Source organism: Paenibacillus sp. WLX1005 (genome assembly GCF_046603685.1).
In the GTDB taxonomy this organism is placed as follows: domain Bacteria; phylum Bacillota; class Bacilli; order Paenibacillales; family Paenibacillaceae; genus Saccharibacillus.
In genome coordinates this window covers 831,219-847,518 of record NZ_CP176756.1, presented here as the reverse complement: position 1 = coordinate 847,518, position 16,300 = coordinate 831,219, and the positions used below count along the sequence as shown (strand labels likewise).

16 protein-coding genes are annotated in these 16,300 nt (G+C 47.2%); 1 reads left to right on the top strand and 15 read right to left on the bottom strand.

Annotated features, from left to right (window positions below; all coding sequences use genetic code 11):
- Nucleotides 1-65: 65 nt before the first annotated feature.
- The gene (def, locus tag ACE3MZ_RS03675; RefSeq protein ID WP_411345158.1) at nt 66-641 is read right to left on the bottom strand and encodes a peptide deformylase; all 576 of its coding nucleotides are present in this window, start codon (nt 639-641) and stop codon (nt 66-68) included.
- A gap of 394 nt (nt 642-1,035) precedes the next feature.
- Between def and ACE3MZ_RS03670 the strand changes: the two genes are divergently transcribed.
- Nucleotides 1,036-1,485, top strand: coding sequence for a MarR family winged helix-turn-helix transcriptional regulator (locus tag ACE3MZ_RS03670; RefSeq protein WP_411345157.1), 450 nt, complete (start codon nt 1,036-1,038; stop codon nt 1,483-1,485).
- A gap of 197 nt (nt 1,486-1,682) precedes the next feature.
- On the opposite strand, the gene ACE3MZ_RS03665 is transcribed toward ACE3MZ_RS03670, so the two are convergent.
- From ACE3MZ_RS03665 to ACE3MZ_RS03600, 14 genes are all read right to left on the bottom strand, one after another.
- Nucleotides 1,683-2,000 (bottom strand): thioredoxin family protein, encoded by a 318-nt coding sequence (locus ACE3MZ_RS03665; protein ID WP_411345156.1) that lies wholly within the window; start codon nt 1,998-2,000, stop codon nt 1,683-1,685.
- Between the two features lie 96 nt (nt 2,001-2,096).
- Nucleotides 2,097-2,870, bottom strand: a complete 774-nt coding sequence (locus tag ACE3MZ_RS03660; protein ID WP_411345155.1) for an alpha/beta hydrolase — start codon at nt 2,868-2,870, stop codon at nt 2,097-2,099.
- Nucleotides 2,871-3,130: 260 nt separating this feature from the next.
- Nucleotides 3,131-3,532: a hypothetical protein gene (locus ACE3MZ_RS03655; protein ID WP_411345154.1), complete on the bottom strand. Its 402-nt coding sequence runs from the start codon at nt 3,530-3,532 to the stop codon at nt 3,131-3,133.
- 16 nt (nt 3,533-3,548) lie between these two features.
- Nucleotides 3,549-4,139 (bottom strand): hypothetical protein, encoded by a 591-nt coding sequence (locus tag ACE3MZ_RS03650; RefSeq protein ID WP_411345153.1) that lies wholly within the window; start codon nt 4,137-4,139, stop codon nt 3,549-3,551.
- Nucleotides 4,140-4,280: 141 nt separating this feature from the next.
- On the bottom strand, nt 4,281-5,255 hold the full coding sequence (locus ACE3MZ_RS03645) for a ZIP family metal transporter (protein ID WP_411346685.1): 975 nt from the start codon (nt 5,253-5,255) through the stop codon (nt 4,281-4,283).
- Nucleotides 5,256-5,424: 169 nt separating this feature from the next.
- Nucleotides 5,425-6,333 (bottom strand): aldo/keto reductase, encoded by a 909-nt coding sequence (locus ACE3MZ_RS03640; RefSeq protein ID WP_411346684.1) that lies wholly within the window; start codon nt 6,331-6,333, stop codon nt 5,425-5,427.
- A 37-nt stretch (nt 6,334-6,370) separates the two neighbouring features.
- The gene (locus ACE3MZ_RS03635) at nt 6,371-6,574 is read right to left on the bottom strand and encodes a YwbE family protein (RefSeq protein ID WP_367064230.1); all 204 of its coding nucleotides are present in this window, start codon (nt 6,572-6,574) and stop codon (nt 6,371-6,373) included.
- Between the two features lie 346 nt (nt 6,575-6,920).
- Entirely contained in the window at nt 6,921-8,309 is a 1,389-nt protein-coding gene (locus ACE3MZ_RS03630) for an extracellular solute-binding protein (RefSeq protein ID WP_411345152.1), read from the bottom strand.
- 65 nt (nt 8,310-8,374) lie between these two features.
- Nucleotides 8,375-9,202, bottom strand: a complete 828-nt coding sequence (locus ACE3MZ_RS03625; protein ID WP_411346683.1) for a carbohydrate ABC transporter permease — start codon at nt 9,200-9,202, stop codon at nt 8,375-8,377.
- Nucleotides 9,203-9,483: 281 nt separating this feature from the next.
- Nucleotides 9,484-10,419: a carbohydrate ABC transporter permease gene (locus ACE3MZ_RS03620; RefSeq protein WP_411345151.1), complete on the bottom strand. Its 936-nt coding sequence runs from the start codon at nt 10,417-10,419 to the stop codon at nt 9,484-9,486.
- 456 nt (nt 10,420-10,875) lie between these two features.
- A complete protein-coding gene (locus ACE3MZ_RS03615) occupies nt 10,876-11,136 on the bottom strand; it encodes a YqkE family protein (protein ID WP_411345150.1) in 261 nt (86 codons plus the stop codon).
- A gap of 317 nt (nt 11,137-11,453) precedes the next feature.
- On the bottom strand, nt 11,454-12,782 hold the full coding sequence (locus ACE3MZ_RS03610) for a hemolysin family protein (protein WP_411345149.1): 1,329 nt from the start codon (nt 12,780-12,782) through the stop codon (nt 11,454-11,456).
- Nucleotides 12,783-13,104: 322 nt separating this feature from the next.
- Nucleotides 13,105-15,075: a DUF2264 domain-containing protein gene (locus ACE3MZ_RS03605; protein WP_411345148.1), complete on the bottom strand. Its 1,971-nt coding sequence runs from the start codon at nt 15,073-15,075 to the stop codon at nt 13,105-13,107.
- Between the two features lie 15 nt (nt 15,076-15,090).
- A complete protein-coding gene (locus tag ACE3MZ_RS03600; RefSeq protein ID WP_411345147.1) occupies nt 15,091-16,224 on the bottom strand; it encodes a glycosyl hydrolase in 1,134 nt (377 codons plus the stop codon).
- Between the last annotated feature and the right edge of the window lie 76 nt (nt 16,225-16,300).

Here is a 16,300-nt window from a genome sequence, read left to right as displayed (position 1 = left end):
ATAAGCGAAAAATTTTAAGAATTGTTTATAAATTATTTACCCATTACCGATATACTACATTAGACTTAGAGCGGCTTAATAAATTCGGTCTCTGGCAGGGTAAATGGATCCTGCCTGTTAATGTGGTCATAGAACATAACCCCATTCAAATGATCGTATTCATGTTGAAATACAATCGCTGAGAAGCCCTTCAGCTTCAGCTTGAATGACTGCCCATCCGGCGTAAATGCCTGTACGGTCACTTTCTCATAACGCGGTACATACCCGTCCACCGGACGATCTACAGACAGACAACCTTCGCCATGTTCAAGATAGGTCATGGCCGCAGAGTGACTGACGATTTTGGGATTACAAAATACATATTCAAGCTGACGATCCTGGTCATCGGTAAAATAGACCACAAACACACGTGCGTCCCAGCCAATCTGATTGGCGGACAACCCGATACCCGGTCGGAGGCCATATTTTTCGGCCGCTTTTTCATCTTGCGATTGCTTCAAAAACTCCATCATGCGATTGACAGTTGTACGTTCTTCTTCCGATAACGGCAGGTTTACGGGTTCCGTTACCTTGCGCAAAATCGGATCACCTTCGCGTACGATTTCGTCCATCGTTACAAAGGGAAGTGATGATTGATTCAATGTAGCTGATGCCACCTTTTTTCTAAAATTGGTTAAAACGTAAGGTCAAATGTTCGGGATTTCACCTCGTAATCGGCGATATTGATAGTTAATTATAAAAAATGTTCAAATTTACGTCAATGACAACGGTTTTTTGTCTCAATCTGTCGAATTTGCATTGACGGAATACTGGTAACAAATTACTATATTGTTAAGGAAGTTTTAAGAAAAAGATGATGCTATTTCATGATTGATATCATTATCTTTATGTCTCATCCTGTATGTTGGTATTTTGTATCTTCACATCCTGGCGATTTACATAATTGAATTGTGATAGCCAATCAACTCTGATTGCTTTCATTATACCAATAATTAACTAACAGTTTTATTTATTTTCATTGAGGAGGATTTACTATTGGAAACGTCTGGCGAACTCTTAAAAAGCTATCTCTTGCTGGTGGATCGGATGCCACGAATCATGGAACTGCCTACGCTTATGCGTCAGCTCAAATCAAACACCACCGAAATTTTCATTTTGCATTTTCTGCTCAATAACGGCAGCCAATATGGCACGGATATTGTGAAGGCAACCGGCCTGACAACCAGTGCAGTTACCCAGATCTGCGATAAGCTGGAGCAGGAAGAACTGATCGAGCGTACCCGTTCGGATCAGGATCGTCGTTATGTCAGCATCTCCATTACTCGTAAAGGTGGACGCGCTCTGGACAAAATCTTTGGCACGATGGCGCACAAACTGGTCGAAAATATTCGTGAATTGAGCGATGACGAAGCCGATGAAATGCTGTTACATCTGCGCAGTGTGGAACAGCTTATTCTGAAGCGTAGACAAATCGCCGTCAAATAAATAGTTACGAAACAAAGGTAATAATGTAATAACGTTATTATGAACGCAAAAAAGCCCGCACAGATTTGGGTCTGTACGGGCTTTTTGCCTATGCAGCGAACACAATGCAGTAGTTATGCCGTTCTGCGCCTTCCGCCCTGCTAGGCTAGTGCGCAGGCAGCATACCGTCACCTCGCTACATATCGGGACGTCCTGTATTATTTCACCTCAGCCAGATATTCAGCTACCTGGGTTGGCGTTTTGGCAAATTTGCTATGCAGATGGGCAATCTTCTCCCCATTGCGGTAGACGAGTAGGCTTGGAATGCCGCGCACTTCATTTTGCTCGGCGAGATCTTGGAACTTCTCCGCGTCCATTGCATAGAAGCGTTTGTCCTTGTTTTCTTCAATAATGCCGCCCATAAAGCGATCCAGTGTCTTACAGTCCGGACACCAGTTGGTGTCGAACTTGATGACGGTGTACTCTCCTTCACCAATCAGCTGACGGTATTGATCTTCACTTTCGATGCGTTCCATATCAGAACCGCTCCTTTCTGCGACTATCTTAATTTTAAGAAATCTCTTTCCTCATTATCCGCTTTTGAAGTGAATTTGGCAAGATCGTTTCTGAAGTCACTTGAGCAAGCGCACCGTATTACGGGCAAACAGCCAGTCCATCATTTCTGGGAAACGCCGATAAAACGAATCCGATTCATGGTCTTCCCCTTCATGACGGATAAAATGTAGCTGATCCGGCTGTAACTCATTGCCTGACAGAATCGCTGCTGCTTCGTCGGTTAACGACTGCATAAATCGCTGACGGCTCGTCTTGTTCGTTCCCTCCAGCGATCCGATGTCCATGTAGATACGCAGATGAGGATCAAGCTGCCGCTCCGCCATGAATTCCACAAAGCCTTCATACCAGAGTGACGCCGACATCGCCCCGATGCGTCCGAATACTTCGGGATAGACGTAAGCTGCAAATAGCGACACCAGCCCGCCCAGCGACTTGCCGACGATACCGGTACATTCAGGACGCGGATCGGTATAAAAGTTACGGTCAACCCACGGCTTCACCTTATGCGTAATATCGTACAGATATTGGCTCGCTCTGCCGCCAAAGTGATCATAATGTCGCCCCGGTTCTAACTTCTGCGCTGACCACGGCGTATATTCATGAATACGGTCGTTCGGTACGATGCCAACCAGCATCATCTCCGGCAACGTCCCCGCCGCAAACCGCAATTCCAGATGATAAATATTGCCGTTTAACACAGGATCAAATAGATCGCCGCTGTCCTGCACATACACAACTGGCAACGGATACTGCGCCTGATCATACGAAGGCGGCAAATAGATGAGCAGCTCCCGCCCAGCATGTCTCTCAACAAACAGTGTTCCCTTCATAACGACTCCCCCTTTTCCGCATATCGATACGGACTGGATTGTATGGATATGTGGACGACTGGTATGGATGAAATGGATGTGAATGATGATATACGATGTATGTGTTGCTATACCTGTATACAGAGATATTCGGCATGAAGTGGCTTCATCCTGCAAGGCGAGTGATGGCAGAATTCATTCCAAAATACTATTTGTTTATTGGATACATCAATCGAATATTAAATAATTGCTAGATTGTAGCATGCTGACGACTAACTAAATTAGAATTCCTCCAATGAAACAGCTTCTATAGAACTACAATAAAATTCTATAAAGTTGTATCCATCATTTTCACCATACCCACTATCATCATGCACATGATACCGTTGATTGGCATCCCATCCTAATTGTGATTTGTCATGCACTATTAAACTATTTGTTAAATAAAAATTGGTCACTTTATTTAAACTTAAATTAGAAATGTTTACATATTTTATTTTCAATTTAAATCGTCGGTTTGTCTCAATCGTTAGCACAAGAAAAGATAAATAAAGTGTAGTTGTATAATTATCTTCAAAATCCATATCCACGTCATAATGAATTTCCATTACTTTCTTGAATGTCCACGCTCCCAATGAATGTAGTTCAGCAGTCAAGGCTTGATAATGTTTTATATCAGTCAAAAAAGCATCTCCTCAATCAACAAATTTCATTCGATTTTAATTGCAACTCTTTCAAGAAATCTTCAATAAAACCAGTAAGCACAGACTCAAATATTCCAATAGGAATGTATTCCAAACCTTTTAAAGAAAGAAATGTAACTTGATTGTTGTATGCATCTTCATTGTCCCAACAAACCTCTATTTGATTATTGACTCTTCTAAAGTAAATTACCGGCAAATACGACCCTCCTCTACCGGAAAACCAAGAATGGCTAAATTCCCAATCTTGTTTAATATCAAACCATCTTTCAAATTCCTCCTCGTTTGCTGAATCAAACTCCAAGCTATGATTCAACAATTCAAGCGTATGCTCACCCTGAACAGGTAAAGGAAATTCTTCTTCGTCTAAAATGATATGTATATTCTGAATCATCCACTCTACTATATATATCAAATTCCATTCATATTGATGTTGTCGATTATTTTTGTAAAACATACATATATCTTTTCCAGCCACCCAAAATCTAAATACTCCCCATGATTTACCATTCAGCCCTTGTTCATCAAACGGATTCGTTTTAAATTCATATTCAATCGAGAATGTGCTACGCTCTCCAAAAATCTTCAATCTCAGTCACCTGCTTATCATTCGTTTTATTCATGACATCAGAGAAGCTTATGTATGTACAACAAAAGCTCTTCCAATATGCAGAAGAGCTTTTATTCTATATAGCACATGATAAAACCTGCTTTTTATCTAATCCCCACTTCAAATACTCAGCACCAACGCCGCCAGTAATCCCAGCGAAGCAATCAAGCCGACGATCGGTCCGCCCTCTTCATACGCTTCGGGAGCCATCGTGGAGCAGAGCATGGCAATGATCCCACCACCGGCAAAGGCGCCGATGCCTGCTTTGAATTCCTTCGGCAGCATCTCCAGAAATAGATATCCCAGCATCGAAGCTGCTGACGAAATCGCCAGTACGACGATCCACATCCAGAAGATTTTGCGGCGGGAAAAGCCGCTTTGTTGCATACCGACGGTGCTGGACAGACCTTCTGGAATGTTACTGACGAAGATCGACACGACCAGTACCCAGCTTACGCCCTGTCCGGTCAATAGACTGGCACCGATCATAATCGACTCGGGAATGGCATCCATCACGGTTCCGGCGAAGATACCGAGTCCACTTTGGCTTTTGCCGCCTCCGTCTTTGCCATTCGCATTGTCATTGCCTGCTGGCTTGCCCTTGCGCTTGTTGCTTGCATAAGAACCGCCATCTTCCTGACGTGATACGGAAGCGGCTCCCTGTCGGAATGATCCACTGCTATCATTAGTACCAGAACCTTTTCCACTGTCAGTAACAGCCGCCGTAATTCTGTCGGAAGCGGCTTTGGCACGATTGGATGCAGCGGCGGATATCCCGTTGATCGCTGGATCTACATCGTCATCCTTTGGATTGGAGCCGCGTCCGTAATATGACCGTTTACGATTCGCCCCACCTTTATTGGATATGTACAGATCGAAGATCGTATACACGACCGCACCGACGACAAAGCCAATTGCTGTTGATGCCAGTCCACCGTCTTGGATGGCATCGCCCAACAATTCAAATGCTGCTGCACCGATCAGCGTACCCGTACCAAATGCCATAATCCAGCCGATGATTCGTTTCGGAATTTTAAAAAAGGCCGCCACAACCGCACCCAGCAATACTGCCGAGCCGGCGATGGCGCCCCACATCAATGCGCTCCACATCAACATCCACCTCCCGGTTACTTTTTCACTATTCCAGTTATTAACCAGAAAATGGAGTGGTATGTCACCTTGCTACATCTATTACAATATCATTCCAATATTCACGGCAATGACGTTTTGAGAATAAGAGGATTGAGCTTGCAATTAGAACGGATTAGCGATGTTGTGCATACGTATTGGCTGGACGCAGCACGCGAATAGCGTTGTATTCGCCCTCCGTCAGCAGCGGTGCAGAAGCAGCCTCCACATTATGGCGCAGCTGTTCAGATGAGCTTGCGCCCGGAATGACCGCACCGACCGCTGGATGCGCCAGCGAGTAGCGAATCGCCAGCTGTGTTAAGGTGCGCTCTGGGTTACAGAATTCTTCCAAGTGACGACGCAGCTTCACAATCTCCTCGCCGTCGATATCCAGATATCCCTTTTCCGCTTTGTCCTGACGACCGTGAGCAAGTGCACCACTCGCAACGGGACCACGCACGATAGCGCTAATACCGTTCTCCGCCAGCAATGGCAATACTTCTTCCTCTGGGCGACGATCCAGAATGCTGTACTGACTCATCACACTCACCAGATGCGAACGTTTGACATATTCGCGGATCACATTTGGGCGGATCGACGAGATACCATATTGACGAATCAGACCTTCACGCTTCAATTGCTCAAATGCTTCAATCGTCTCGTCGATATTGTCATCCAGCGTACCACCATGCAGCTGATACAGGTCGATATAATCGGTTTGCAGACGACGCAGACTGTCTTTGACTGCTTCCAAAATATATGCCTTCGACGCATCCCACTCCCAGCCGTCTTTGCCAGCAACACGGCGGTTGCCGACTTTGGTAGCGAGTACGACGTCGCTACGGCGACCTTTGATCGCTTTACCGACAATCTCCTCATTACGTCCTTCGTCGTACAGATCGGCAGTATCTAGCAAGGTGACGCCCAGGTCCAGCGCTTCGTGCAGCAATCGTGTCGCTTGTCTTTCCTCCGAACCGAGTGACATACAGCCAAGCCCGATTTCACCGACCACCAGATCGGAAGCGCCTAGTTTGTTCTGTTTCATCATGTCATGCCCCTTTCGTTATCCATTGGTGCGGTCTTCAATTGGAAGCCGCAATAATATGTTTTACCCGTCCTACCTGTCCTGACGCGAGCCGCACTTTGATGCCATGCGGATGATTGGGCGAATTGGTCAAAATATCTTTGACGATCCCGCGCGTAAGCTTACCCGTGCGCTGATCCTGTTTGAGCACAATATCCACTTCTAGCCCTGCTTTGATATTAGCGCGTGTTTGTCCGTTCATCTGTTCATTTCCTTTCGTGTAAATGCCTTACTTCTAGGCATGTTGACATAATCATTTTCACATCATCGACTGTAGATCATCGAGGATACGTAAAGCTAGCGTGACATTCCCATTATATACCTGACTTTGTACGGGTATAAACATTTCGATCTGTCAGCAGCTCAAAAATACCTTTGCGGCGGACAATGCTATCCGCGCAAAGGCATGATGGGGAACGGTATTCTGCTGATTGTACAGTGTTTCATTTTGCGGCTTGTGAAATGACCAACATTATTTGTACAATCTTGTGTTATTACATGGTTCAGCTATCGGTGCAATAGCTCCTATGATAGTACCTGCCATTATCTCACTTCTGACTTGCCGACCATTGCTCCGCTCTCGATTGCAGTCGATCCAGCAGTGCCTGTACATCCGGGGAGCCGCCATTAGCAACCTCACTGATATAGCCATTCACCGCTGGAACGATCTCACTATTGTAAAATGGATCGGCTTCGTCCATCAGCGTTGGTTTGCTAATCTCTGCCATCTTCATTGCATGTTTGATAAAACCATTATTGTCTTCCACAAAATCGGCGTTCGTCAGTGTTGGCGTCATATCAAAGTTCAGATACGCCCATTTCTGTGTATCATAGCTGGCGAGGAATTTCATAACCGCCCATGCTGCTTCCGGGTTCTCGGCTTTTTTTGCCATGATGATCGGATCGACGGCGACCCAGCCCGTGCCGTCCGTTCCCATATTCATAACCGGGATATACCGCTGTAGTAGCGCATCGTCTTTGTTGGCGCGATATTCACTCATGATTGTTGTACCGCTATTATCCAGCACCATACCAACATTATTGTTGTCCAAACCGAAGTTCTCGGCACCGTTGCCATTGACGAATGCGGGTGGCGCGAGCTTGGCGGCTTCGCCTAGCCACTGCACTGCCTTGACCATGCCCGGTGTGTTCAGCTCCCATTGAATATCTGCCGGTTTGTCGAGTGTACCTTCGCCGCCTTTTTCGCCAAAATAATAGCTGAGCGCTACTAGTGTCGCCTGATTGAGCGAATTACCTGCAAAGTATAATCCGTAATTCTGCTCACCGGTTTTCGGATTGGTGCCAGTCATCTTTTTCGCTTTTTCCAGAATTTCTTCCGGTGTTGGTACTTCGGACAATGGCTCTACGCCCCACTCGTCGAACAACTGCTTATCATAAATGGTAACGCGCTTACCGAGTACTGCCGGAATGCCATATTGATTATTACCATCTGGCGAGCGCGTGCTGTAAGAATTGTTCCAGATCCCTTGCAAATAAATGGATGGATCAAAATCCTTGTCCTGCTTGATCAGATCGTCGATATTACGCAGCAATCCTTCATTATAATACTGCGAAGCAAACGCACCGCCTGTGTACAATACATCCACATCGCCGGACATGAGCAATGCGCGCTGTTTTGCCTGCGCATTCTCCCATGGTACCTGTGTCACTTCCAGTGTAATATTGGGATACATTTTCTTGAAGGTGTCCTCTACATACTGGTTAAAGCCCGTCGTCTCCTGTCCAGTCACCGCGTCCATCCCGTTTTCGAGTTGCCAACCAGCAAGCGCTACGCGTACCGTACCGGATAGATCGGATACTTGCTGGACATCGGTATTGTACGTTTCCGTTGCCGAACCGCTACCACCGGACGAACCGCATGCGGTCAGCAGTAGCACCAGACCGATTACGATCGCCGTTTGCCATGTTTTACTCATCTCATCCCCGCCTTTTCTTATTGTATACTGTGCATGTGCAGCGTTGCTCTGTTGTCGCTGTCTATTCACTGTTTAATACCAGTAGTCGCGATACTTTCGACAATGTATTTTTGTAGAAACATGTACAGCAGCAGTACCGGAATCAGGCTGACGCAAGTAGCTGCCATGATGATCGACGGCATCTGCCGGGTACCGTTGTTGTAATTGAACATTGCCAGACCGAGCTGAATCGTGTATTTGTTCGGATCATTTAGCGCCAGCAGCGGCCAGATCAATTCATTCCAGACGCCGAGAAATTGTAAAATAATCATTGTCGCAACAATTGGCATACAGATTGTCAAATAAATACGCGGGAAAATGGAAAACTCGCTCGCTCCATCAATCAGCGCCGCTTCGCGCAATTCACCAGGTAGTCCATCAATAAACTGCTTGCACAGAAATGTACCAAACGCATAATTCAATGCAGGTAAGTAAAAGACCCAGTACGTATCCAGCAGATGCAGCTGATTGAACAGCATATACTGCGGAATCATCGTCATCTCGAACGGAATCATCATCGTACTGAGCGCAAGTACAAGTACGATGCCAGCACCTTTGAAGCGGATTTTGGACAGGGCGTAGCCGGACATTAGCGCCGAGATCAGACTGATCAGAATCGTTCCCGCAGCAACGAGAAAGGAATTGAATATGTAGCGTAGCAGATCAACATTCGTGAGTGCGGCACGATACGTACGCAGCGACGGATCATCCGGCCAGAAGCGCGGTGGAAAAGGCACATTCAGCCGTGCCCCCCAGTCAAAGCTGGTCGTCACCATCCAAACAAATGGAATCACCATCGTAATGGAAACCAGACAGAGCATGAACAGAATGATCGTACTGTTCAGACGGCGCATATTACGCTGGCTCATACGCAGAGGTGAAGCGGCTGGAGAGCGAGTACTTCTATCCATAGCAGTTGTCCTCCTCAATCAGATTAGAGTCGGTGGCACATAGGAGATGTGCAGGTGAGTGAAATGGTTCTGTCTCCAAGGAAGCTTGTGCGTGTACATGTGTATGTTCCAAAATGGGATCATGTGGCGAGACGCGTTCGCTGTTAAAATAATGTTTACAACACATTGTTTCAAGAATATATTTCATTATATTGAGTAGTGCAGGCTCTGGATTATTTTATTAGTCAGTCGGTGGCACCTCGTCGATTCACGCGCAGAATAATGAGCGTGAGCAGCAGGATCAAGATGAACAACAGATACGATGCAGCCGTAGCAATCCCCATTTGAGCAGATAAAAAGGCATTACGGTAAATGTACAATACGGATGTCATCAATGATCCAGCAGGATTGCCTGCGCTGCCGCCAATGAGCCATACATTGGTAAACTGCTTCATACCGCTGATCACACCCATAATGATCATGAAGACGAAGATCGGACGCAGTGACGGAATCGTTATATAGCGCCATTTGCCAAATGACGATGCCCCGTCAATATCGGCAGCTTCGTATTGTTCACGTGGCACACTTTGTAGAGCAGCGAGGAAAATAATCGTGTTGTAGCCGAGCGCGCCCCATAAGATCATGAGCACTACACTAAGCCGAGCAACCGACGGATCGGTAAACCAGCCTACCGGATCGATATGAAACCAACCCAGTACATAGTTGATCACCCCTTCACGACCGGGATAAAAGAGCAGACTGAACAATAGACTGGTCGCTACCGCAGAGACGACATTGGGCAGGAAAAAAAGGGCTTTGAATACATTGCGAGTGCGTTGCCAGGGCAGATGATGCACCAAACTGGCGAGGATAAAGGAGAACACAATACCGAGTGCAGCGGACAATCCGCCAATGTAAATGGTGTTGTACAGCGAGTTCCAGAACAGATCGTCCTGAAGGACACGGGTGTAGTTGGACAGACCTACCCAGGATGAGGAAGCTGCACCGTTCCCATGGAAACTTGTCCATAGTGCGGACAGCATCGGATACAGCGAGAAACCGAGGACTCCGACGAGCAGCGGCAACGCATAACACCAGCCCGCAATATCTGCGTAACTGAGCCATTTGCGCTTGACGACAGCTGACGATTTGCGCGTTAGCGATTGTGCATTTTCAGACACGATACTCCACCCTCTTTCAGCAAAAGTTAGGTTGATCAGCATCCTGAAGCATTCCTGGCATCGGTGTACGTCTTGATGAAGGATGAAATGCGACATCGTTTATATTGTAATTCATTATAACGTAATCATGAATTTTGACTAGAGGTTTCATACCTCATTTTGTAATTATTTTTTATGTAAACGTATTTTATATGATTAATTTTATCATTTTCTTTTAAAATAAACAGTATATTCCATAATTTTATAGTTGTATTGATATAATCAAGTTAGTTTATATAACAAACAAAGATGGTGTTTTGTAAATAAAGGTTTACTGTATTTCCAATTCAGCGCATCGCAGGCTTCTTTCTATCGCATGTATCTAACTACGTGAGCTGGAAGCAAAAGCACAGCAAAACACCGACATGTCCACTCTCACGGGAGAATGGCATATGCCGGTGTGTCAGGGTTATGCCCTTATTTGAATTTCTTCCAATCCTGCTTCGTGTTATCGAGCAAATATTCAAAATCGTTATCGCGTCGCTTCTGTTCCGCTTTGCGTTCTTGCTCCACCTGAAGGCGTTGTTCTTCCTTACGCTCCTGCTCGGCTTCGCGTAGCTCATTTGCTTGTGCTTTCAGCTTATCCAGCACATCTGCGCTGAGTAAGTCTTTTAATGTAGCCGGTTTGTCCTGCGCAGCTGCTGCGGGACGTGTCGGTTGTTTGTTCCGTTTTGCCATATGTTCACCCCGTTATATCGGTTTATCGTGTATCGCCTATCGCGATCTTACATGATGCGGGTTGCTCATGCATTCTTTTATTATATCACGGTTGCGCATGGATATTACAGGATGATTGCACATACGCAGCTCGTTCATCGTTCATCGTTCATCGTTCATCGTTCATCGTTCATCGTTCATCGTTCATCGTTCATCGTTCATCGTTCATCGTTCATCGTTCATCGTTCATCGTTCATCGTTCATCGTACTAGATGATACATTCGTGGACATAGACAATCCACCTTATATCCTCAGCGCTTTTATTGTATTTCTCCTGCTTAGTCCAATTCTGGGTCTTCTGGATCGATATAGGGCTGGACTTCGATTTTGCGGATATGCTGCTGTTCCATCACGGTTACGGTAAATTCAAACCCGTCTTCGACGACGGAATCCCCTTCACGGATATTGAATTTACGTGACCAGATCCAGCCGCCAATCGTGTATGCCTCGCCCGCTTCAAGCTCGGTGCCTAGACGACGGTTCACTTCATGGATGAGTGCTTGTGGTTGCAATGCGTAATGCTTTTCGCCCAGCTTTGTAATCGTCGGGCTTGGTGGCGGCTCGGTATCGGATTTGGATGGAATATCGCCAACGATCTCTTCCAAAATATCTTCCAGCGTCACCATACCCGCTGTACCGCCGTATTCATCTAGCAGCACCGCCATATGAATATTTTCCTTCTGCATTCTGCCGAGCAGTTCGCGTGCAGGCACAGTTTCGATCAATTGCAAGACCGGACGGATAAATGGCGCAATCGCATCTTCCGGTACATGCTGCTTGTGAATGACATCGCGCAGCACTTCTTTGACATTGAGCAGACCGATAATTTTGTCCTTATCCCCTTCCAATGCTACCGGAATTAGACTGTACGGCTCCAACCGGATCACTTCATAAAATTGCGCCAGACTCGCATCCTGCGCAATATAGATCATCTCGGTACGCGGCACCATAATCTCACTGCCCACCAGCTCGTCAAAATCGAATACATTGTTCAAATACCGATATTCTGTCGGCGTGATACTGCCGCTCTTGTACCCCTCGGATAGAGCAAACCGCAGTTCCGCTTCACTCTGCGCTGCTTCATGCTCAGAGATCGGCTTAATCCCGAACAAACCGGTAATCAGACGCGACGAACGGCTCAACACCCAGTTAAACGGATACGTGAGTCGGTAAAAGACGATCATCGGACGTGCAAAGAACAATGCCATCGGCTCCGCAATCTGAATCGCAAATGATTTGGGTACCAGTTCTCCGATGACTACTTCCAAATACGTTAACAGCAAGAACGCCAGCAGGAAGGACAGAATCGAGGTGAGCGCATCTGGAATATGCAGCAGCACGAACAACGGATGGAGTAGCTCCTCAATCGTCGATTCTCCCAACCAACCGAGTGCCAGCGAAGTCAGCGTCGTACCCAGCTGACAGGCAGACAGGAATTCATCCAGCCGACTAATAATCGATTGCACCGCTTTGGCATTTTTGTTACCTTCATCGGCAAGCTGATTAATCCGCGAGATTCGCACCCGAATAATCGAATATTCTGACGCCACAAAAAAGGCAGTCAATAAAATAAGTAAAACAACCAGAATGACGTTCAATGTTTCCATACGGGTCTGTTTCTCCTCTCTCTCTACGGGCAATGCTATCCTGCCCGATCCCTTATGATATGTATGCTTTTACCCAACTTCTTATTATATACCCACAATTGCACTTGTTTGCGAAGAAATCCGTGTTGTTGTGCGATTTTCACAGATGTGTTGTAACTTGCTTCTGCTATCAAGCGTGTGCAGTGTGTGAAGATGATACGCTGTAAGACGGTATAGCAAAAAGCCTGACTTTTTTCAAGACAGGCTTTTGCGTATACGAACGATAAAGAATCGTTCAATCGTTCAATCGTTCAATCGTTCAATCGTTCAATCGTTCAATCGTTCAATCGTTCAGCTTAATTGTAACTTCTTTACCTGTATGAGTAGTGACAATGATTTGTTCGTCGGCAATGTTCACATGCAGCATATCCGCAGGCGACTGCGACAATAACTCATGCAAATGGGCTTCAGCTGGAATCGCATCGCCTGTAGCCGGATTGCCATATACAGCGGCGATTAACCAATGAACGCCATGCTGCAATGTCGCCTTGAGCGTCGGCAATACAGTACGCGGGTGCAGCAGATTCGTATTCGCATTCGGCCAGATCAGCTCTGCCTGCTCATATCCGCGCAATCCGACTATACCGCTGCTGCCATAAGCCGTCATGACCGCAGTACCCATTGGCTTGGTATGCGCTTGCCATTGCTTTTCCTGCCCCAGCGCATAACCGCCTTCTGCGATATCTAGCATACGAGTAGTTTCGATCCGGTGAATACGCAGATGCCACGGCAGACCAGCAATGAGCCATGTTCGCACCTCGACATCGTGCCACGGTTTCCAGATCGCATGCAGGATATTGTCCGTAATCTGCGTGTCTACATTGCGTCGCCGTACCCGATACAGATTATCCTCGTGCTCACTCAGCGCCAGCATCGAATCAAATGCACCTTGTCCCAGTCCCCACTCCGACCGTGGCACACTGAATCCAAAACCAGTCGAATAGACGAATTTCTCGTACTTGGCAGAGGTGTGGGTATGCTCATTGGTATATTTATGACCGCTATTGAAGGCAGCCACATGACCGCTATTCTGTTCCCGCACAATGACCAGATGCGCCGGTTGCTGGACATGATAGATGTCCATGTCCGGCAATGGCAGTTCGCCTTCACTCCAGAATGGATGATCTTGCGACAGCGCTAGTGGCAGAAATGCCTTCAGCGCCCAGTACGGCGAGCCGGGCGAATTATAATTTTCCGCCATTACCAGATTGGGGTAGGCGTATCCAATCGTCAAGATCCCGCGCCCATCCAAGATTGGCTGCTCCAGCCACCAGCGTACATGACGCAGCACCAATCCTTTGAGTACACCCGCAGGCAGTACATCCACCCCCGCATACGCGAGCGCACTCCAGAACGCCGATTGTGCAAATCGATACGACAAGCTGCGCCCATACGGTAGCGCCGATCCATCCGGTGCAAACCAAGCTAGAAATTCGGTCGCAAACTTCGCCGCGCGTTGCTTGAATATATGGCTACGTTCCGGGTCATCTTGCTCCATCAGACGCGCATACACTAACCCGTAATAATGAATAGCAAATGGCACATAATAATCGCTATGCCCATTCACTCCATCGCTATACCAGCCATCTTCCAGATAAAAGGCATCCATACGCTGTACGTTCTTTTCCAATTGCTCTGCATCATAGTCCAATCCCGCACGGCGAAATCCCACATTGACCAGCACATTAAAAAACAACCAGTTGCAGTCATAGCACGGATGATGATTGATCTGATTTAGCCAGCGATGCAGATTGCCCTGTTCATCCGCGGATAACGGTGTCCAGATGCGCTCTGGAATCAATGCCAGCGCCAGCCCGAAGGCAGCCATCTCCACCAGTCGCTGATCATAATCGTTCACATCGCCCCAATATTCCGGGTGCACCGGATTCGTACCATGACGGATACCATCCAGCACCGTCTCCCATAATTCACTATCTCCGCCACCCGCCAGCAGTGGTACGAGTCCCCATAACACACGCGAGAAGCCTTCCATTTCAGCAAGATCTGCTGGATAACTCGCTCCGGTATGCCCGATACGCAATCTAGCCTTGCCTTCACTGTACAGCGGCAACAGCGGTTTCGTCAGACGATGCAGCAGCGCAGCAAGATCGTCGCGCGTGTACAGCTCCAGTCCAGAAGATTCCGCATCCGTTTCCGAGTTTGACGATTGCGATGAATGTTGTGCCTGTTGTGTAGACGATGGGTGTTGCGCCTGTTCTGATAGATGTTGTGAATATCGCGATGAAGAAGTCATTCTCATTCTCCTCTCTTATTCCCAGTAAAATGGACCTTTATCCTGCAAACGCGCCAGTCCCTCAACATAGAAAAAGTCACCGTAAATGAGCGGTACATCAATATTGCGATTTTCCGGGTAATGACTCGTGCCGTGCAGCAGCAAGCCCTGCTCATTGGGATCATCCCAGCTACCATACTGACGATATAGCGATTCTAGCATCCGCAGCGCAGTACGTCGGTAAATGAGTGCTTCCGAATCGTCCACCAGCTTCGACAATAGCACCAATCCGCTGGCAGCGCAGCTACCCGCCGATGTATCACGAATCTCACCAATCTCTGCTGGCGCCCGAAAATCCCAATGTGGCACATGATCATCCGGCAATCTGGTAATAAAAAAATGCGCGACCCGCTGCGAAGCATGCAAATAATCCACGCGTCCTGTATGCTGATACGCTAGCGCCAGCCCATACAATGCCCACGCCGCACCGCGCGACCACGCCGATTCCGGCGCATGTCCCTGCCCGCCAAGCTTCTCCACCACTTCACCAGTCGCCGCATCAAAATTCACAATATGATACACCGAACCATCTGCACGGACAAAATGTTCCAACACCGTATCCATATGCGCTTCGGCAATGTGACGATAGCGCGGATCACCTGTTTCTGCTGACGCCCAGAACAACAAACTGGTATTCATCGAGCAATCGATAATCGCGACACCACTGTTATCCTCGCCTTCTCGCCACGGATTCCACGCACGAATATAGCGCCCTTGCAAATTAAAGCGCGCTGCCAAATAATTGGCTGCCTTGAGCGCTCGTACACGGGATTGCGCATTGCCTGTCAGCTTATAATTGGCGACACTGGTCAGCAGCCACATAAAGCCCAGATCATGATCCAGCTTCACATACCCATCCAACACCTCATCCAGTCGCTGTTCACATTGCTCTGCTACATCGCGCAGCTGTTGCTCCTGACTATCTCCATACAATTGCCACAGCATTCCCGGCCAAAACCCTGCTGTCCACCAGTACGGCGGCTCCAACACATACTTCCCATTCTGACTTGCATGCGGAAATTCCGCCCCAATGATCGCGCTATTGATTCTCGTCTTATCAAGCGCCTTGCTCCACGCTTCCTCTACCCATGCCGGATTGCCTGCATTCATATCAAGCACCACCTTTGCTGAATTTAAACATAAGACTGTCGTCGCCGTATCTGTTATCGATGTATTCATTTGTAAA